We start from the raw sequence: 17,538 nt of genomic DNA on the forward strand, positions 1-17,538 counted from the left end.
CCGCGCGCGCATGATCGGAGGCGCCCAGGGGAGGCGGGCGGTCACCGGAGGCGGATCGGGTCGTCGATCAGGTGGAGCTCCATCGGGTCGTGCGGTTCGAACCAGGGGGCGTCCGGTGGGGCGGCCGGGCGGGCGTGCCAGCGGTGGGCGGTGCGGCGTACGCCGATCGGGTAGATGGTCACGGCGCCGTCCGCGGTGAAGTGCAGCCGCAGAAAGCCCTTGTAGCCGGTGATGCCCTGGCCGGCGAACAGCTCGTTGAGGTTGACGTTGAACTTGGCGGCGATCAGCAGGTACAGCGCGAAAAGCTCGCCCGAGGCGACGGCGGACAACGGCAGGTACAACACGATGGACAACAGCAGCGGCAGGGGCCAAGACAGGCCGACGAACGGCAGGTTCAGCCAGGCCCAGGTGCCGAGGGTGGCCAGGGCGACGAATGCGGCGCCGTGCAACAGACCCAGCACCCAGTGGCGTGGTCGTCGCTGGCCCGCGGCGCGCGGCATGGCCAGTAGGCAGGTGCCGGCCAGATCGACCAGGATCATGAGCACGGCCGGCACCGTCACCAGGCGCTGCTCCACGCCCGACACCACGCGGTCCGCAGCGTTGACGAAAGCGAGCATGGTCAGCGTCTGCAGCACGCCGAGCAGGCCCAGGAACACCGCGTTACGCCACGGCAGGCGCCAGAACACCCCGGCGGACAGGCCGCGCGACTGGGGCTTCGTGGGGAAGGTGCGGCGCAGCGCGTAGGTGCGCGAGGGCGAGGCGTTGCGGACCAGCGAGCGGGCCGGCGGCACCTCGATCTGCTCCGGCAGCTCATGGGTCGGGTAGAGGTACGCACCGCCGCCGCCGGAGGTGATGAGTTCGCGCTCCGGGCGGGAGTACCGCGCGTAATGATGCAGATCGCCGGAGATCATCAGGCGTACGTCGGCGCCGGTGGGAGCGATGACCGTGCGTACGAAGTAGTCCAGGCTGTCGTAGGCCTTGCGGTCGTCGGTCGCCTCGACCCAGCTGGGCGAGGGCGGGCAGATGATGACCCGGTCGCCGGGGCCCATGCGCGCGGCGGCGGCGGTGAAGTACCGCAGCTGCGGGTCGTCGATATAGGCGCCGGCCTGCACGTCGAGGCCGAGCAGCCACCAGCGGTGCGGCAGCTGGATCGCGAAATACGACCGGGTCTGGCGGGTCCGCCAGCCGCCGACCGCGCCCTCGTTGCCGCGGACGAACAGGCGCAGGAAGGCGGTGAGGCCGTCGTACCAGTCGTGGTTGCCCGGCACCGCATAGAGCCGGGGTCGCGGGCCCTCGCTCGGCGGCTCCGGCAGCGCGGCGCGGAACGGGCCCTTGAATCGGTCCTCGTACTGCTGCCCGCTCGCCGTCGGATAGACCTGGTCGCCGCCGAGCACCAGCACCTCGCCCCGCGGCAGCTCGTGGCCGTCGACGGTCAGTGACGGCTGGGCGAGCAGGTACGCGACGGAGTAGGTGGCGTTGAACCCGTCGCCGGTGTCGGCCGCGTAGTCGACCCACAGCTCGTCGCCTTCGGGCCACTCGTCCTCGCTGTTCGCCTCGCCGCTGTAGTTCGCGCTCTCCCGCAGGATCCGCCCGGGCAGCGCGTCCTGCAGCTCGCGCTTGTCGAGGTAGGCGCCGAACAGGTCGGCGAGCAGCACCCGCACCGCGGTCCCGCTCAGCAGCACCGGGCTCAGCCACGGCACCGCCCGGCGGGGCGTGAAGCCCATCTGATCCGGGTCGAGCGCGGTCGGCCGCCCACCGGGGACCGGCGCCGCCTCCGCCTCGTCCTCCTGCGGCAGCGGCAGCAGCGGCTCGCCCGGCTCGGCGGTCAGCTCCCCGGGAGCGGGCGGGATATCGTCGGGCATCACCGGCGGGACGTTACCCGCGCGCGGCACACCGGGAAACCCCTCGCGCACCCGCCGGGGGCATGTCGTAGACTGGGGAACCGTTGCCGCCTTAGCTCAGTCGGCAGAGCGATTCACTCGTAATGAATAGGTCGACGGTTCGATTCCGTCAGGCGGCTCCAACTCAACGCCCCGACCAGGGGATACCTGGCCGGGGCGTTGGCTTGTTCGATGACGATCTGCGCAGCCGGCTGAGCGAGGGGCCGGCCGGGCCGGCGCGCCGCGACGGTCCGGGGCGGCCTCGCGCCGTCAGCCGGTGCTTCGGGCGCTCCACGGCTGACCCCGCACTTCACCGGCCGCGAGGACGAACTCGGCCGGCTCGTCGCCGCGACCGCGCGGACCCGGGCGGTCCAGCTGGCCGGGCGGTCCGGCCGATCGGCGCCGTCGCGCCACCACGAAGAACCACAGGCAAGGCACCGGGCGGGTCAGCCGTGGTGCTCCTCGTAGGCCTGGCGGGGGCCGCAGACCGAGGCGCGGCTGCAGGAGCAGCGGGAGCCGTCGGCGTCCATGCGGACGATGACCGAGTCGCGCGGCACGCTGTGGCCGACGACCCGCCCGTCGCCCTCCGGGGTGCTGACCCGGGCGCCGATGGCCGGCGCGGTGGCCTGGAACTGCTGATACAAAGGATGTTCGTACTTCAGGCAGCACATCAGCCGCCCGCACGCGCCGGAGATGCGCAGTGGGTTGAGCGGCAGGTCCTGGTCCTTGGCCATGCGGATGGTGACCGGCTCGAAGTCGTTGAGGAACGTCGCGCAGCACAGGTCGCGCCCGCAGGAGCCGATGCCGCCCTGCACGCGCGCCGAGTCGCGGGCCGACAGCTGCCGCAGCTCCACCCGGCAGTGCAGCGTGGCGCCGAGGTCGCGGACCAGCGAGCGGAAGTCCACCCGATGGGGTGCGGTGAAGTAGATGGTCGTCCGCGCGCCTTGACCGCCCGCCGAGTCCAGGACGTGGTCTACTGCGACGACCTTCATCGGCAGCTCGTGCTCGCGGATCAGTTTCTTGGCCGCGACCTTCGCCTCGGCCTTGCGCTTGCGCAGCAGCTCGTCGCGGCGCAGGTCGTCGTCGGCGGCCATGGCCACCAGCCGCGGGAAGCCCTCGGTGTCGTCGGAGACCCACTGGGCGGCCCAGACGCACTCGGCCACCTCGGGCCCGTCGTCGGTCGGCACCAGCACCCGGTCGCCGACCTGGGGGCGCAGGTCACCGGGGTCGAAGTAGAACAGCCGTCCGTAGCGGTTGAAGCTCACCGCGCACAGCATGCCCATGGCGATCACAGTAACGCGGGTCACGCCGACCGCCTACGGCCGCGGCGAGATGACGGTAAAAGTAGGTAAAAGTCCGACTCGACACTTTTGTGGGACCCCGTAACTATTGCTTCGCTTTCGTCGTTACTAGTGCGGATGAGACCGTAAAAAGGGGCGTAACTCCGGCCGCGAAGGGCTCGTTGGGGGCAGCAGTGGCACGCCTGACGGCGAGCTTCCTGTACTCCCCGGTCTCGGAGGACCCCAACGCCATGACGGAACCTGTTGCTTTCGCGCGCCCAAAAACAGCCCGGTATCTCGCCGCCCTCGCCGCCGCGGGGGTGCTCGCAGCCGTGAGCCCGGTCGCGTCAGCGGCACCCGCGTCGGCCGGGGTGGCGGAGAGTTCCGGCTGCCCCGACGGGTTCGGCGCGACGGCCGCCGCCAACACGATCGCGCTCGGCGGTGTCGACCTGCGCGCGCTCGGGCGCGACGAGGCGCCCCTGCCGGAGCTGCGGGTCGCGACCGCGCACTCCGGGTTCGCCGGCGGGCCGGCGCGGGCGGCGGCTGATGCGCGGTACATCCAAAGCAGCGGGATTCTGCCCCCGGGCCTGATCGGGCCGAGCGCTTATCAGCAGGCGCCGCCGCCGCATGATCAGGCGGATGAGGTACCCGTGCAGGGCGTGAATCTCGGCGCGCTGTCGGCCGGCACCGGCGGCCTGCGCGCCGCCGCGACCTGGCAGGACGCCGCCCGCTGCACGCCCTCGGCGGGCCCGCACGCGGACGCCGCCGCCCGGCTGGCCGGGCTCACGGTCCTGCCCGGCCGCGGCGGCCGTGCGCTGCTGCGCCTCGGCGCGATCGAGAGCGGCACCGCCACCGCGGTCGACCAGGTCGACGGCAAGCCGGCCGCCGCGGCGGGCGCGACCGGCGGCGTCGCGGACTTCACGCTGCTGGCCGGGGGGCCGGCGGCGTTCGGCGTGAAGGTGCTCAGCGCGCCGTCGCTGCGCGTCACCGCCGGTACCAAGAAGACGGTCGACTACAAGCCCGCGGTGCTCGAAGTGCGCGTGCCGGGTCGCGACGCGATCCGGGTCGACTCGGCCGGCTCCCACGCCGACGTGGTCATCCCGGTCGACGGGGGTGCCCGGGCCGCCGCCGAGGATCTGGGCCGCGCCGAGGACCTGCCGGTGGTGACCGGTACGACGCTGCTCGACGTGCTGGGCGGCGCGACCGGCGCGCTGTCCGGCACGCTGGCCGGGGTGCGCGCGGTGCCCGAGTCGATCCTCGACGCGCTGCTGCCCGGCCTGCCCGCGGTGGGCCGCGGCGAGTCGACGGTTCAGGCGCCGGAGGGCTCGCGCGCTCACCCGTCGCGGGTCGTCGTCCTGCGCGTCGAGATCGGTTCGGTGGAGCGCCAGACGAACGCCACCGGCATCTACGCGAAGGCGCTGTCGGTGCGGATCAAGCTGATCGTCCGCACCAAGTGGAAGTCCGGGGGGTACGGCGAGCAGGCCGACGGCACCACCATCCTGGACCTCGGCATCTGCTCCCTGGAGGCGGCCGCCGCGACCCCGCGCACCGGCGGCTACGGCCCGGGCGGCACCGGCGCCGGCTACGGCGGGGTGAGCGGCGAGACCGGCGGCACCCTGCCGGTCACGGGCTCGCGGGCCGCCCTGATCCTGGGCGCCGGCCTGCTCCTGGTGGTCGCCGGCCGCATGTTCGTGGTGCTGTCCCGGCGCCGCTCGACCACCTGATTCCCATCGACCCCTTCGCCGCCCGTGCAGCGCCCCACCGGCGCTGCCCGGGCGGTGTTTTCTTCTGTGGCCGCTACGTGGTCGCGGTGAAGCGGCGCATCGAGGCGGCGAACTCCAGGGCCGTCGACGCCAGCCGCTGGGCGCCGAGGATGGCCCGCTCCCGGCTGCCGCTCATGCCCGACGTGAACTCGATCTGCACGTCGCCGTCGTCCACGAGCATGATGAGATCGCCCTCGTCCTCGGTGATCTCGGCGTTCAGGAAACGCAGGTCGAGCGCGACGATGGGACTCAGCGGCTCCTCCATGCGGTGGCCTCCCCGGAAACGCGGCGACGGCGCGCGCGGCGACGTAGGTTGGGCGAGTGCGGTGCCCGCGCAGCTCGCAGCGGACGGGTACCGCACCCAGGAGCAACAGCCTATACCGAGTGGCCCTAAGGCCACAATAATGACTGCCGATTGACCTTCGTATGGTCGCCAGCATGATCTCCCGGAGTTCCGGCTTGTCGCTCTATCGGCAGGTCGCGGACGCGATTCGGCAACAGATCATCAGCGGTGAACTGCCGCCGGGAAGTCTGCTGCCCTCCGAGAAGTACCTCGCCGAGGAGCACGACGTCGGTCGCGACACCATTCGCGACGCGATGGCGCACCTGCGTAGCGAGGGTCTTGTCGAGAGCAAACGTGGGTACCGCAGCCGCGTGCGGGCCCTCCAGCCGCGCGAGCAGATCTGGCTGCACCCGGGTGAGATGGTCACCGCCCGTATGCCCACGCCGGCGGAGAAGAAAGAGCACAGCATGCAGGAGGGCGTGCCGGTGCTCGTTGTGGGGGAGAAGGCGTATCCGGCCGACCGGTACGAGTTCGGCCGCGAACCTGACGCGGAGTAACGCACCTCACCCCGTAACACTCGTCACGCTATAAAACGTTGTCGCCGGCCGCCCGTCGAACCGATGCTTGTGGCAAGCAAGTATCGACCGACGGGGGAGCCACGAGCGTGGACGAGAACAGTGAGCACGCCGCCATCGGGCGGCAGGTCGGCCGGTTCATCCGGCTGTCCGAGCTGCTCTTCGCGACGCTCAAGTGGAACGAGGCCGGCCGTGGCCTCGAGCGCCCCGCCTACGTACTGCTGAGCCGGGTCGCGGTCGAGGGACCCATCCGGCTGTCGGCGCTCGCCGCCGAGGTAAGCCTGGACCTCTCCACGGTGAGCCGGCAGGTCGCCGCCCTGGAGAGCGCCGGGCTGATGCACCGCTACCCGGATCCGTCCGACAAGCGGGCCAGCCTGGTCGAGGTCACCGACCTCGGCAACGAGGTCTACGCCGAGAACCGGGACCGCTGGCTGTCCATCTGGGAAGAACTGCTCGCCGACTGGACGCCGCAGCAGCGGCGGCTCTTCGCCGAGCTCTTCACCCGCCTCAACGAGTCGATCGCCGACCGGCTCCCGCACGGTACAACCTTCGAAAGGGACGCTCGATGACCACCGCCGCGCCGCCGGAGCAACAGGCCCGGCCTTCCTTGTCCCACCGGCAGATCCTGCTGCTGATGGGCGGCCTGATGACCGGGATGCTGCTCGCCGCGCTCGACCAGACGATCGTGGGCACCGCGCTGCCGACGATCGTCGGCGACCTCGGCGGCCTCGACCACTACTCCTGGGTGGTCACCGCGTACCTGCTCGCCTCGACCGCGTCGACGCCGCTGTACGGCAAGATCAGCGACCTCTACGGGCGCCGCCCGGTGCTGCTGTTCGCGATCGCGACCTTCCTGGCCGGCTCGCTGCTGGCCGGCCTCTCGCAGAACATGCCCGAGCTCATCGCCACCCGCGCGCTGCAGGGCATCGGCGCCGGCGGCCTCATGACGCTCGCCTTCACGATCGTCTCCGACGTCGTCGCGCCCCGCGAGCGGGCTCGCTACCAGGGCCTCTTCGGCGCGGTCTTCGGCATCTCCTCGGTCGCCGGCCCGCTCGTCGGCGGCTACTTCGCCGAGAACGACTGGCGCTGGATCTTCTACATCAACGTCCCGCTGGCGATCTTCGCACTCTTCGTCTGCGCCCGGGTGCTGCGCCTGGTCCCGCACACCCGCCGCGAGCACCGCGTCGACTACCTCGGCGCGACGCTGATGGTGGCCGGCTGCAGCGCACTGCTGCTGGCGCTGTCGTGGGGCGGCAACGAGTACGCCTGGAACTCCGTGACCATCCTCGGCCTGCTCGCCGCGTTCGCGGTGCTCGCCGTGGCCTTCGTGGCGGTCGAGGGCCGCGCCGACGAGCCGATCCTGCCGCTGCGGCTGTTCCGCCGCCCGACCTTCTCGCTGTCCAACGTGGCGACGTTCATCCTGGGCTTCGCGATGTTCGGCTCGATCATCTACGTGCCCCTCTACCTGCAGATCGTCAAGGGCGCCACGCCGACCCGCTCGGGCCTGCTGATGCTGCCGATGATGGCCGGCGTCATCGTGACCTCGATCGTCTCCGGCCGCGTCATCGCGCGGCTGGGCCGCTACAAGTGGTTCCCGGTCGCCGGCACCATCATCATGGCCGCCGGGCTGCTGCTGTTCACCAGCCTGCAGGTGGACACTCCGCTGTGGCAGGCGTTCATCTACATGACCGCCATCGGCGTCGGCCTGGGCATGGCGATGCAGCCGCTGATCCTGGCGGTGCAGAACTCGCTCGAGCTTCGTGATATGGGCGCCGGTACCTCGGCCGCCACTTTCTTCCGCTCACTGGGCGGCTCGGTCGGCGTAGCCGCGCTGGGCGCCGTCATGAACAACCAGCTGGCCAAGCAGATGGCCGGCGCCGGCCCCGGCGTCTCGATCAACGCCCCGGCCCAGGTCCGCGCACTACCCACGGCCCAGCTGCAGCTGGTCGAGCACATCTTCGTCAACGCCCTGCACCCGGTCTTCCTCGCGGCCGCGATCGTCGCCCTGGTCGGCACGTTGATCACCCTGGCCCTCCCCAACAAGTCCCTCCAGAGCGCCACCGAAGCACCACAGCCATCACCGGACTCGGCGTCCCAGCCGGATTCGGCCGAGGATGCCGCCGCAGCCATGGAGGCAAAGGCAGCCGCTTTCTAGGCAGACCCGAAATGGCGGATAAGTCCGGCGTTCCGCCCGGACTTATCCGCCCCAAGCCCCGCGCAGCGCACCCCACTGCGCCGGAGGCGCAATAGGGGACCGTGCCCAGGACGCCAGGGGCGCGCAGCGCGGGAAGAGGTGGCCGCGGAGCGGCCATGGGGGGTCTGGGGTGGGAACCCCCCAGGTTAGCGCCGCGACGGAGTCGCGCGTGGCTAGGATTTCGGACCCCAGCCAAATGCGCCGAAGGCGCAACAAGAAACCCCAGCCCTTGCGCCGGAGGCGCAACAAAGAAGCCCAGCCCTTGCGCCGAAGGCGCCACAAGGAGCAGGACCACTGCGCCGGAGGCGCAATGGGGGACCGTGCCCAGGACGTCAGGGGCGCGCAGCGCGGGAAGAGGTGGCCGCGGAGCGGCCATGGGGGGTCTGGGGTGGGAACCCCCCAGGCAAGCGCCGCGACGGAGTCGCGCGTGGCTAGGATTTCGGACCCCAGCCAAATGCGCCGAAGGCGCAACAAGAAACCCCAGCCACCGCGCCGAAGGCGCGACAAAAACCCCAGCCCGTGCGCCGAAGGCGCCACAAGGAGCAGGACCACTGCGCCGGAGGCGCAATGGGGGACCGTGCCCAGGACGTCAGGGGCGCGCAGCGCGGAAGAGAGTGGCCGCGGAGCGGCCATGGGGGGTCTGGGGTGGGAACCCCCCAGGCAAGCGCCGCGACGGAGTCGCGCGTGGCTAGGATTTCGGACCCCAGCCAAACGCGCCGAAGGCGCCACAAGAAACCCCAGCCCCTGCGCCGAAGGCGCAACAAAGAAGCCCAGCCCCTGCGCCGAAGGCGCCACAAGGAGCCGCGCCACTGCGCCGGAGGCGCGACAAGGGACAGCGCCCACTGCGCCGGAGGCGCCACAGGGGAAAGCGTCCACCGCGCCGGAGGCGCAACAAAACCCCAGCCACCGCGCCGAAGCCGCCAGAACTCTCCGCGATCATGCCGTAGTCGCCACCCGTACCACGCGTTTCCCATGATCACGGAAGATCTATGTACCCATAGGTACCATATGTCTCCGCGATCATGAGAAACCCGCCGCTCGCCACCGAGAGCCGCATGATCGCGGAGAGATTCGTTCGCTCCAGCCGCTACCGATAAGCGACGAAGCCGAGCGAATCACGACTTACCAGGATTTTTCGCCAGTCAGGGTATAAATCCGAAAAGTCGTGGCGCGGAGCGCCCGACTTTTCGAAAAGCGTTGAGCGCGCGGCCCTGCGGAGAGCGGCGTCAGGAAGGTGACGGTTCCAATGTGGCGCAGGGCACATTAGCGTTCATCTCATGCGCAGCACGATGATGAAGACACCCCTGCTGATCTCCCGCATTCTGCAGCACGGCACCACCGTCCACGGCGACGCCGAGGTTGCCACCTGGACCGGCGAGAGCTCCCGCCGCACCAGCTTCGCCGAGGTCGGCCGGCAGGCCGCTCGGCTGGCCCACGGCCTGCGCGGGCTGGGCGTCACCGGCGACGAGCGGGTCGGCACCCTGATGTGGAACAACGCCGAGCACCTGGTCGCGTACCTCGCGGTGCCGAGCATGGGCGCGGTCCTGCACACGCTCAACCTCCGGCTCTTCCCCGAGCAGCTGATCTACATCGCCAACCACGCCGAGGACCGGGTCGTCATCGTCGACTCGACGCTGATTCCGCTGCTCGCGGGCGTGCTGCCGCACCTGACCACGCTCCGCCACATCGTGGTGGCCGGCGACGGTGACGTCGAGAAGCTGCGCAAGGACGGCGTCGAGGTGCACCGGTGGGACGAGCTGCTGCAGGGCAAGCCGGACACGTTCGACTGGCCCGCGGTGGACGAGGACGACGCCGCCGCGTTGTGTTACACGAGTGGTACCACCGGAAACCCCAAGGGCGTCGCCTACTCCCACCGCTCGATCTACCTCCACTCGATGGAGGTGTGCATGGCGGAGAGCTTCGGCCTCGGGCCGCAGGTGCGCGACCTGTGCATCGTCCCCATGTTCCACGCCATGGCCTGGGGCCTGCCCTACGCGGCGCTGATGAGCGGCGCCTCGCTGGTCATGCCGGACCGGTTCCTGCAGGCCGCGCCGCTGGCCCGGATGATCGAGGTGGAGCGGCCGACCTTCGCGGGCGCGGTGCCGACGATCTTCACGGATCTGCTGGCGTACCTCGACACGCACCCCACCGACACCTCCTCGCTCAAGGAGGTCGTCATCGGCGGGTCGGCCTGCCCGCCGTCGCTCATGCACGCCTTCGCCGACCGGTACGACATCCAGGTCATCCACGCCTGGGGCATGACCGAGATGTCGCCGCTGGGCTCGATCGCCCGGGCGCCGCACGGGCTGGAGGGGCCGGAGCACTGGGCGTACCGCTACACCCAAGGTCGCATCCCGGCCGGCGTCGAGGGGCGGATCGTCGGCCCCACCGGCGAGATCATGCCCAGCGACGGCAAGTCCGTCGGTGAGCTGGAGGTCCGCGGGCCCTGGATCACCGCGCAGTACCTCGGCGAGGACGGCCCCGATCCGGACAAGTTCGACAACGGCTGGCTGCGCACCGGCGATGTCGGCACGCTCTCGCCGAACGGGTACCTGACGCTCAGCGACCGCGCCAAGGACGTCATCAAGTCCGGCGGCGAGTGGATCAGCTCGGTCGACCTGGAGAACGCCCTGATGGCCCACCCGTCGGTGCTCGAGGCCTGCGTGGTCGGGGTGCCCGACGAGAAGTGGGGCGAGCGACCGCTCGCGACCGTGGTGCTCCGCGAGGGCGAGACCGTCGACGCGGCCGCCCTGCGCGAGTTCCTGGCCGACAAGGTGGCCCGCTGGCAGGTGCCGGAGCGCTGGTCGTTCATCGAGGCGGTGCCGAAGACGAGCGTCGGCAAGTTCGACAAGAAGCGGGTCCGGGCCGACTATGCGGGCGGGGAGCTTGAGGTGGTACAGATCTACGGGTGACCCGCCCGGCCAAGATCGCCCTGCTGATCACCGCCGCCCTGTCGGCGTGCGTGATCGCGGGCTGCGGCGCGGCCCTGGCACTGCGCGACTGGGTGCCGGGGCTGGCCGGCTGCGCCGACCCGACCAAGCCGACGAAGACGTCGGTGTTCACCGAGCCGATCCGGATCGAGCAGCTGTACCCCCGGCTGAAGCCGATCCGCACCGTCCACTGGCAGGAGCGTGAGGCCCGGGCCCGCAGCTGCCCGGAGATCGGCCCGATGGACTACGTGATGTCGGGTTTCGCCGTGATTGATTCGTCCCGTGCTGCCGAACTGCCCACGACCGGGGCGTCAACCAGTCCGGACGTCCCCGAGGACCTACGCCCGTTCGCTCCCGCCGAACCGCACTGGCAGAGCATCGGCGACGGCCTGCTGCTGGACCCGGGCTCCGCGACGGTCTACTTCACGCGGACTTCTTCGTAGCGGTCTTCTTGGCGGCGGTGGTCTTCTTCGCCGGGGCGGTCTTCTTGGCGGGGGCCTGCTTCGCCGCCGCCTTCTTGATCGGCGTCGGCTGCTGCTCCTCGGCGTCGGACTCCGCCTCGGCGGCCGGGGCGGCCGGGGCCTCCTCGCCGCGGGCGGCGCGGGCGCGCTCGACCGAGGCGCGCAGGGCGGCCATCAGGTCGACCGCCGCGGCCGGGGCCTCCTCGGCCTCCTCCGGCTGGACCACCTCGCGGCCGGCCACCTTCGCCTCGATGACCTCCTGCAGGGCCTCGCGGTAGTTGTCCGTGTACGTCGACGGGTCGAAGTCGGCCGCCATCGACTCGATCAGCGAGCCGGCCATCGCCAGCTCCGCCGGGCGGGCGGTGATGTCCTCGTCGAGGATGTCGAACTTCGCCGCGCGGATCTCGTCGGGCCACAGCATCGTGTTGAGGACCAGCACGTTGTCGCGCACGCGGAGGGTGGCCAGCTGCTCGCGCTGGCGCAGGGCCACCTTCACGACGGCGACCCGATCGGTGTTGGTCAGGGCGTCGCGGAGCAGCGCGTAGGGCTTCGCGGCGGTCTGCTCCGGTTCGAGGTAGTACGCCTTGTTGTAGAGGATCGGGTCGACCTGCTCCGTGGGCACGAACTCGAGCACCTCGATCGCCCGGCTGGTGGTCAGCGGCAGGTCGGCGAAGTCGTCGTCGGTGAGGATCACCATCTCGCCGCCGCCCAGGTCGTAGCCCTTGGCGATGTCGTCGTAGGCGACCTCTTCGCCGTCGACGGAGCAGACGCGCTTGTACTTGATCCGCCCGCCGTCGTCGCGGTGCACCTGGTGGAAGCGGATGTCCTTCTCCTCGGTCGCCGAGTAGAGCCGTACGGCGATCGAGACCAGCCCGAAGGAGACCGCGCCCTTCCAGATCGCGCGCATGAGGATCCCTTTCCGCAGGTTGTGGACCTTCAACCATCAGCTTCGCATCGTTTCGAGCCGGGCGCGAGGAACTCACAGGCGAACTATGGTGTGGGGCATGGCAGGCCCGCCGGCTCCGATGCTCGCCTCGCCCGGCGTGCTGCCCGCCGGGCCGGGCTGGGCGTTCGAGTTCAAGTGGGACGGCATCCGCGCGATCGCGGTGGTCAGCGACGGCCGGACCAGGCTGTTCGCGCGCAGCGGGGCCGAGGTGACGGCCGCCTACCCGGAGCTCGCGAGCATCGGGCGGGGCCTGACCGACTCGGTGCTCGACGGCGAGGTCGTGGCCATGGACGAGGCCGGCCAGCCGTCGTTCCAGGTGCTCGCCGAGCGCATGCACGTGCGCGAGCCCCACCGGGCCGCCCGGCTGGCCGCCGCCGTGCCGGTCACCTACCTGGTCTTCGACGCGCTGCGGGCCGAGGGCGAGGAGCTCACCGGCCGGGCGTACCACATCCGCCGGGAACGCCTGGAAAACCTGACCCTGGGGCCCCGCGCGATGGTGCCCCCGTCCTTCGACGACGGCCCGGCGACCGTGGCCGCCAGCCGGGAGAACCGGCTCGAGGGCGTGGTGGCCAAGCGGGCCGAATCGCTGTACCACCCGGGGATCCGCACCCCCGACTGGGTGAAGGTGAAGCTGGAGGAGAGCCAGGAGTTCGTGGTCGGCGGCTGGCGACCCGGCAAGCGCGCGCTGGGCGCTCTGCTGGTCGGCGTGCCGGGCCCCGCCGGACTGGAATACCGCGGCCGGGTCGGCGGCGGCATCTCGGGCGCGTCGGAGCGGACGCTGCTGGCCGCGCTGGAGCCGCTGTCCACCGGCCGAAATCCCTTCGGCGCTTCGGTGCCGCGAGAGGACGCCCGCGGCGCGCACTGGGTCGATCCGCACCTGGTGGTCGAGGTGAAGTTCGGTCACCGCACGCGCGACGGCCGGCTGCGCTTCCCCCGCTTCGTGCGGATCCGCCCGGATCTCGCCCCCGAGGAGGTCCACGATGCCTGACCGGCTACGCGTGGAGGTCGCCGGCCGCCAGCTCGAGATCTCCAACCTCGACAAGGTGCTCTACCCCCGGGCCGGCTTCACCAAGGGCGAGGTCCTCGACTACTACACCCGCATCGCCCCGACGCTGCTGCCGCACCTGGCCGGGCGCCCGCTCACCCGTACCCGATATCCCAACGGCGTCGACGGGGCCAGCTTCTTCGAGAAGAACGCCCCGGCCGGCACGCCGGACTGGGTGCGCACGGCGCGGCTGCCGGTGCCGGGCTCGTCGAAGAACCGCGAGCGGATCGACTTCATCGTCGTCGAGGAGCTGGCCACGGTCGTGTGGCTGGCCAACCTCGCCGCGCTGGAGCTGCACACCCCGCAGTGGCGGGTGGACGAGGACGGCACCGCGCTCGACCCGGACCAGCTCGTCGTCGACCTCGACCCGGGGCCGCCGGCCGGGCTGCCCGAGTGCTACGAGGTGGCACTGCTCATGCGCGAGCGGTTGGCCGCCGACGGGCTGGCCTGCTGCCCGAAGACCTCCGGCAAGAAGGGTATGCAGCTGGTCGTACCGCTGCCCGGCGACGAGTCCGCCGACACGGTCAGCAACTACGCCAAGAGCCTCGCCGAGGAGCTGGCCCGCCGGCGGCCGAACCGGATCGTGGCGAAGATGGCCAAGCAGCTGCGCCCCGGCAAGGTGTTCATCGACTGGAGCCAGAACAACGCGTTCAAGACGACGGTGGCGCCGTACTCGCTGCGGGCGGGGCCGACACCGACCGTCAGCGCGCCGCTGACCTGGGACGAGGTCGAGGCCGGCCGACTGACCGCGGCCGACCTGACCCCGTCCGCCGTGCTCGACCGGGTCGCGACGCTGGGTGACCTATTGCAGGGCGGCCAGTAGCCGGTCGATGTGCGCTTCCGTGGTACCGATGCCAAAACTCGCCCTGACCGCCTGGCCCGGTGCCTCCGTCGCGCCGGCCCGGTCGGCGGCCTCGGCCAGCAGCCGCCGGGTGAGCGGGTGCGCGCAGAACAGGCCGGTGCGCACGCCGATGCCGTGATCGCGGCCGAGCGTGACGGCGAGGTCGCCCGGGTCGGCGCCGAGCACGGCGAACGACACGATCCCGACCCGCTCGGCGTCGGCCGGGAAGAGCCGCAGCTCCTCGACGTGCGGCAACGACGCGAGCCCGGCCCGCAGCCGCCGCACCAGCCCCGCCTCCCGGGCCCGCGGCGCGGCGTCGCGGACCAGCGCCCGCAGCGCGGTGGCGATCGCGACCGCGCCGAGCAGGTTGGGGGTGCCGCCCTCGTGCCGCGCCGGGCCGGTCGCCCAGCGGACCGCGCCGTCGTCGGCCACGTGTGCGCTCGCCCCGCCGCCGGCCAGATACGGCTCGGCGGCGTCGAGCCAGTCGGCCCGCCCGGCCAGCACCCCGGCCCCGAACGGCGCGTAGAGCTTGTGCCCGGAGAACGCCACGTAGTCGGCGCCGAGCCCGGCCAGGCTCGCCGGGGCGTGCGGGGCCAGCTGCGCCGCGTCGACCGCGATCCGGGCGCCGAAGCGGTGCGCGACCTCGGTCAGCCGGGCCACCGGCCACACCTCGCCGGTCACGTTGCTCGCCGCCGTGACGCTGACCAGGACATTGCCGGTTTGGCGGCGGTACAACGAAATCTCCAGCGCCTCGATGGCCTCTTCGGGCGACCTCGGCGCGGCGAGGCGGACGGTGTTGCTCCAGGGCAACAGGTTGGCGTGGTGCTCGGTGTCGAACGTGATGACCGTGGTGTCCTCGGGCAAGGCCCGCGCGAGCAGGTTGAACGCGTCGGTGGTGTTGCGCGTGAAGATCACGGTGTCGTCCGGGCCGCGGCCGAGGAGGTCCGCGACCGTCTCCCTGGCCTGCTCGTACTCGCGGGTGCAGCGCTCCGACAGCGCACCCGCGCCCCGGTGGACGCTGCCGTAGTAGGGCAGCAGGTCGGCGACGGCGTCGGCGACCACCCGCAGGCAGGGCGCGGTGGCGGCGATGTCGAGGTTGGCGAAGTCGACGGACCGGCCGTCGCGCAGCTTGATCTCACCGGGGGACAGGATCTCGGACACGGGACAGAGTCCTCTCGCTCGCGCTTGCCCGGGCACACCACGTGCCGGGCCGGGTCATCACCCGGGGCACCCCGCCGCGAACGCGAGGGTTGCCGGCCAGCAAGCCGGGGCTTGTGCGCTGGCACTCATGACCTGAGCTGACGGTACCGCGGATACAGTGACGGCATGAGCGAACTCCCGCCGAGTGGGACGCCCGCCACACCGCCGGAGCCCAGCCCCTGGGCGTCGCCGTCCGGTCCGCCCGCGCCTTCGGGCTTTCCGGCTCCTTCGGGTTCTCCGGCGCCTTCCGGCTTTCCGGCTGCTGCTTCGGGTTCCCCGGCGCCTTCGGCCGGGCCGGAGCGGAGCCCGTGGGCGGCTCCGGCCGCTCCCGCGTTTCCGGGCGGGGGTCCCTCGGCGCCGGCCGCAGGGCCCGGAGCGCCCTCGGCGTGGCCGCCCGTGCTGCCGGGCGTCGGAGTGCCGAACGTGACCGAGGCGGCGGAGCCGGACACGGGGCAGCAGCAGTACCCGACCGCGGCGCTCGCCCTGGCCGCCGCCCCGCCCGCCAAGCGCTCGGACCGGCGGCGGCTGTGGACGCTCATCGGCGTCATGGGGTTCATCGCCCTCTGCGGCGTGGCCGTGCTGACGTTCTTCGGCTTCAGCGGCGGCTGGACCGCCCTGGCCGTCGGTGTCGGCGCGGCCGTCATCCCGGTGCCGGTGCTGGTCTCCTGCTTCCTCTGGCTGGATCGGTACGAGCCGGAGCCGGTGAAGTACCTCGTCTTCGTCTTCGGCTGGGGCGCCTGCGTGGCGACCGGGGTGGCGCTCGTGGTGAACACGGCCGGCAGCTACTTCGCGGAGAAAGCCGGCCTGTCCGACGCGCTCGTGGCGGTGCTGGTCGCGCCGCTGATCGAGGAGAGCATGAAGGCGCTCGGCCCGGTGCTGCTGTTCTGGCGCCGGCCGCGGGCGTACTCCGGCATCATCGACGGCATCGTCTACTGTGGATTGTCGGCGACCGGGTTCGCGATGGTGGAGAACATCCTGTACCTCGGATTCAAGGGCTATGGCGACACCGCCGACCAGTCCGGGCCGGTGCGGGGCGCCGCGGCGCTGGTCGCCATCTTCATCGTGCGGATCCTGATGACCGGCTTCGCCCACCCGCTGTTCACCTCGATGACCGGCATCGGGCTCGGCGTCGCGTCGCGCTCGTCCGGCCGGGCGGTGCGGTTCGTCGCCCCGGTGGCCGGCCTGCTGACCGCCATGGTGCTGCACGGCTCGTGGAACCTCATGTCGGTCACCGCCTCGACCAGTGCGTGGGTGCTGCTGTACGGCTACTTCGCGGTGATGATGCCGATCTTCCTGTGCATGGTCGGCTTCGCCCTCTGGCTGCGCTCCAACGAGGGCCGGCTCACCGAGCGGGTGCTGGGGGAGTACGCGCGCGCCGGCTGGTTCGCCCCGCCCGAGGTCGCCGCCCTGGGCACGCTCGGCCGGCGGCTGTCGGCGCGGCGCTGGGCCCGCCGGGTGGCCGGCGACGCCGGCGCCAAGGCGATGCGGGCCTTCCAGTTCGACGCCACCCGGCTGGCGCTGCTGCGCGACGGCCTGCACCGCGGGCTGGACAAGGAGCCGGCGCGCCGGGCGGAGGCGCTGGCCGAGGAGCGCCGGCTGCTCGTCGCGCTGGACGCCTACCGGCAGGTCTTCGCAGGGCGCGACCCGCAGTCGCCGCGCGCGGTGTGGGACGGGTCGCGGTACCACATCACCTTCCCGGACGGCGTGGTGCGGGTGCTCGACGCCCCGCCGACCCCGGTCGTGCCCGTGCCGGTGCCGCTCTACAGGTAAAGGCCGGTCGAGTCCGGCTCGACCCGCCGGGCCGCCACGGCGTGCACGTCGCGCTCGCGCAGCAGCACGTAGTCGCGCCCCTGTAACTCCACCTCGGAGCGCTCCTCGGGGTCGAACAGCACGCGGTCGCCGGAGACGATGGACCGCACGTTGGGCCCGACCCCGACCGCGGTCGCCCACGACAGCCGCCGCCCGACCGACGCCGTCGCCGGGATCACGATCCCGGAGACGTGCCGGCGCTCGCCCTCGGGGCCCTCCAGCCGGACGAGCACCCGGTCGTGCAGGAGCCGGATCGGCAGGGGTTCATCCGGTTGGGTGGTGGCCGGCTGGTAACCGGCGGCGGGCTGCGCTGTCACGCTTGCGACGCTAC

General features: G+C 71.8%; 15 protein-coding genes, 1 tRNA gene and 1 riboswitch. Of the genes, 10 read left to right on the plus strand and 6 right to left on the minus strand.

Annotation, left to right across the window (positions count from 1 at the left end):
• Positions 1 to 41 precede the first annotated feature (41 nt).
• On the minus strand, positions 42 to 1,862 hold the full coding sequence (locus ACQPXD_RS02760) for a metallophosphoesterase family protein (protein WP_432843584.1): 1,821 nt from the start codon (positions 1,860 to 1,862) through the stop codon (positions 42 to 44).
• A gap of 85 nt (positions 1,863 to 1,947) precedes the next feature.
• On the opposite strand from ACQPXD_RS02760, the gene ACQPXD_RS02765 reads away from it, so the two are divergent.
• Positions 1,948 to 2,023: transfer RNA gene (locus ACQPXD_RS02765), tRNA-Thr, on the plus strand.
• A gap of 303 nt (positions 2,024 to 2,326) precedes the next feature.
• Here the strand turns inward: ACQPXD_RS02765 and ACQPXD_RS02770 are convergent.
• Entirely contained in the window at positions 2,327 to 3,163 is an 837-nt protein-coding gene (locus ACQPXD_RS02770) for a PSP1 domain-containing protein (RefSeq protein ID WP_432843586.1), read from the minus strand.
• Positions 3,164 to 3,354: 191 nt separating this feature from the next.
• Between ACQPXD_RS02770 and ACQPXD_RS02775 the strand changes: the two genes are divergently transcribed.
• Positions 3,355 to 4,884: a hypothetical protein gene (locus tag ACQPXD_RS02775; RefSeq protein ID WP_432834465.1), complete on the plus strand. Its 1,530-nt coding sequence runs from the start codon at positions 3,355 to 3,357 to the stop codon at positions 4,882 to 4,884.
• A 73-nt stretch (positions 4,885 to 4,957) separates the two neighbouring features.
• Here the strand turns inward: ACQPXD_RS02775 and ACQPXD_RS02780 are convergent, their stop codons facing one another.
• A complete protein-coding gene (locus ACQPXD_RS02780; protein ID WP_432834467.1) occupies positions 4,958 to 5,188 on the minus strand; it encodes a hypothetical protein in 231 nt (76 codons plus the stop codon).
• 173 nt (positions 5,189 to 5,361) lie between these two features.
• On the opposite strand from ACQPXD_RS02780, the gene ACQPXD_RS02785 reads away from it, so the two are divergent.
• The 5 genes from ACQPXD_RS02785 (at position 5,362) to ACQPXD_RS02805 (ending at position 11,348) form a co-directional block, all read left to right on the plus strand.
• The gene (locus tag ACQPXD_RS02785; RefSeq protein WP_432834469.1) at positions 5,362 to 5,763 is read left to right on the plus strand and encodes a winged helix-turn-helix domain-containing protein; all 402 of its coding nucleotides are present in this window, start codon (positions 5,362 to 5,364) and stop codon (positions 5,761 to 5,763) included.
• 107 nt (positions 5,764 to 5,870) lie between these two features.
• The gene (locus tag ACQPXD_RS02790; protein WP_432834470.1) at positions 5,871 to 6,350 is read left to right on the plus strand and encodes a MarR family winged helix-turn-helix transcriptional regulator; all 480 of its coding nucleotides are present in this window, start codon (positions 5,871 to 5,873) and stop codon (positions 6,348 to 6,350) included.
• The gene (locus ACQPXD_RS02795) at positions 6,347 to 7,936 is read left to right on the plus strand and encodes an MDR family MFS transporter (protein WP_432834472.1); all 1,590 of its coding nucleotides are present in this window, start codon (positions 6,347 to 6,349) and stop codon (positions 7,934 to 7,936) included. The genes ACQPXD_RS02790 and ACQPXD_RS02795 overlap by 4 nt, the downstream gene beginning before the upstream one ends.
• 1,316 nt (positions 7,937 to 9,252) lie before the next feature.
• On the plus strand, positions 9,253 to 10,887 hold the full coding sequence (locus ACQPXD_RS02800; protein ID WP_432834474.1) for a fatty acid--CoA ligase: 1,635 nt from the start codon (positions 9,253 to 9,255) through the stop codon (positions 10,885 to 10,887).
• Positions 10,884 to 11,348, plus strand: coding sequence for a hypothetical protein (locus tag ACQPXD_RS02805; protein WP_432834476.1), 465 nt, complete (start codon positions 10,884 to 10,886; stop codon positions 11,346 to 11,348). The genes ACQPXD_RS02800 and ACQPXD_RS02805 overlap by 4 nt, the downstream gene beginning before the upstream one ends.
• On the opposite strand, the gene ACQPXD_RS02810 is transcribed toward ACQPXD_RS02805, so the two are convergent.
• A complete protein-coding gene (locus ACQPXD_RS02810) occupies positions 11,329 to 12,273 on the minus strand; it encodes a Ku protein (protein ID WP_432834478.1) in 945 nt (314 codons plus the stop codon). The two genes, ACQPXD_RS02805 and ACQPXD_RS02810, sit on opposite strands and share 20 nt — an antisense overlap.
• 97 nt (positions 12,274 to 12,370) lie before the next feature.
• Here ACQPXD_RS02810 and ligD (ACQPXD_RS02815) point away from each other — a divergent pair, with 97 nt between their 5' ends.
• Both ligD (ACQPXD_RS02815) and ligD (ACQPXD_RS02820) read left to right on the plus strand, forming a co-directional pair.
• Positions 12,371 to 13,300, plus strand: coding sequence for a non-homologous end-joining DNA ligase (ligD, locus tag ACQPXD_RS02815; RefSeq protein WP_432834480.1), 930 nt, complete (start codon positions 12,371 to 12,373; stop codon positions 13,298 to 13,300).
• A complete protein-coding gene (gene ligD, locus ACQPXD_RS02820) occupies positions 13,293 to 14,180 on the plus strand; it encodes a non-homologous end-joining DNA ligase (RefSeq protein WP_432834482.1) in 888 nt (295 codons plus the stop codon). Before ligD (ACQPXD_RS02815) ends, ligD (ACQPXD_RS02820) begins: the two co-directional genes overlap by 8 nt.
• On the opposite strand, the gene ACQPXD_RS02825 is transcribed toward ligD (ACQPXD_RS02820), so the two are convergent.
• A complete protein-coding gene (locus ACQPXD_RS02825; RefSeq protein WP_432843588.1) occupies positions 14,160 to 15,350 on the minus strand; it encodes an aminotransferase class V-fold PLP-dependent enzyme in 1,191 nt (396 codons plus the stop codon). The genes ligD (ACQPXD_RS02820) and ACQPXD_RS02825 overlap by 21 nt on opposite strands.
• 24 nt (positions 15,351 to 15,374) lie before the next feature.
• A riboswitch (SAM riboswitch) is annotated at positions 15,375 to 15,492 on the minus strand.
• Between the two features lie 329 nt (positions 15,493 to 15,821).
• Between ACQPXD_RS02825 and ACQPXD_RS02830 the strand changes: the two genes are divergently transcribed.
• Entirely contained in the window at positions 15,822 to 17,168 is a 1,347-nt protein-coding gene (locus tag ACQPXD_RS02830) for a PrsW family intramembrane metalloprotease (protein ID WP_432834484.1), read from the plus strand.
• Here ACQPXD_RS02830 and ACQPXD_RS02835 read toward each other — a convergent pair.
• Entirely contained in the window at positions 17,159 to 17,524 is a 366-nt protein-coding gene (locus ACQPXD_RS02835) for a GroES family chaperonin (RefSeq protein ID WP_432834486.1), read from the minus strand. The two genes, ACQPXD_RS02830 and ACQPXD_RS02835, sit on opposite strands and share 10 nt — an antisense overlap.
• Positions 17,525 to 17,538: the final 14 nt, after the last annotated feature.

The sequence above is a fragment of the Dactylosporangium sp. CA-092794 genome (assembly GCF_050948465.1).
In the GTDB taxonomy this organism is placed as follows: domain Bacteria; phylum Actinomycetota; class Actinomycetes; order Mycobacteriales; family Micromonosporaceae; genus Dactylosporangium.

Coding starts and splice junctions, on each gene's coding strand:
- ACQPXD_RS02760 (WP_432843584.1), bottom strand. CDS start 1,862: ATGCCCGACGATATCCCGCCCGCTCCCGGGGAGCTGACCGCCGAGCCG.
- ACQPXD_RS02770 (WP_432843586.1), bottom strand. CDS start 3,163: ATGGGCATGCTGTGCGCGGTGAGCTTCAACCGCTACGGACGGCTGTTC.
- ACQPXD_RS02780 (WP_432834467.1), bottom strand. CDS start 5,188: ATGGAGGAGCCGCTGAGTCCCATCGTCGCGCTCGACCTGCGTTTCCTG.
- ACQPXD_RS02785 (WP_432834469.1), top strand. CDS start 5,362: ATGATCTCCCGGAGTTCCGGCTTGTCGCTCTATCGGCAGGTCGCGGAC.
- ACQPXD_RS02795 (WP_432834472.1), top strand. CDS start 6,347: ATGACCACCGCCGCGCCGCCGGAGCAACAGGCCCGGCCTTCCTTGTCC.
- ACQPXD_RS02800 (WP_432834474.1), top strand. CDS start 9,253: ATGCGCAGCACGATGATGAAGACACCCCTGCTGATCTCCCGCATTCTG.
- ACQPXD_RS02810 (WP_432834478.1), bottom strand. CDS start 12,273: ATGCGCGCGATCTGGAAGGGCGCGGTCTCCTTCGGGCTGGTCTCGATC.
- ligD (WP_432834480.1), top strand. CDS start 12,371: ATGGCAGGCCCGCCGGCTCCGATGCTCGCCTCGCCCGGCGTGCTGCCC.
- ligD (WP_432834482.1), top strand. CDS start 13,293: ATGCCTGACCGGCTACGCGTGGAGGTCGCCGGCCGCCAGCTCGAGATC.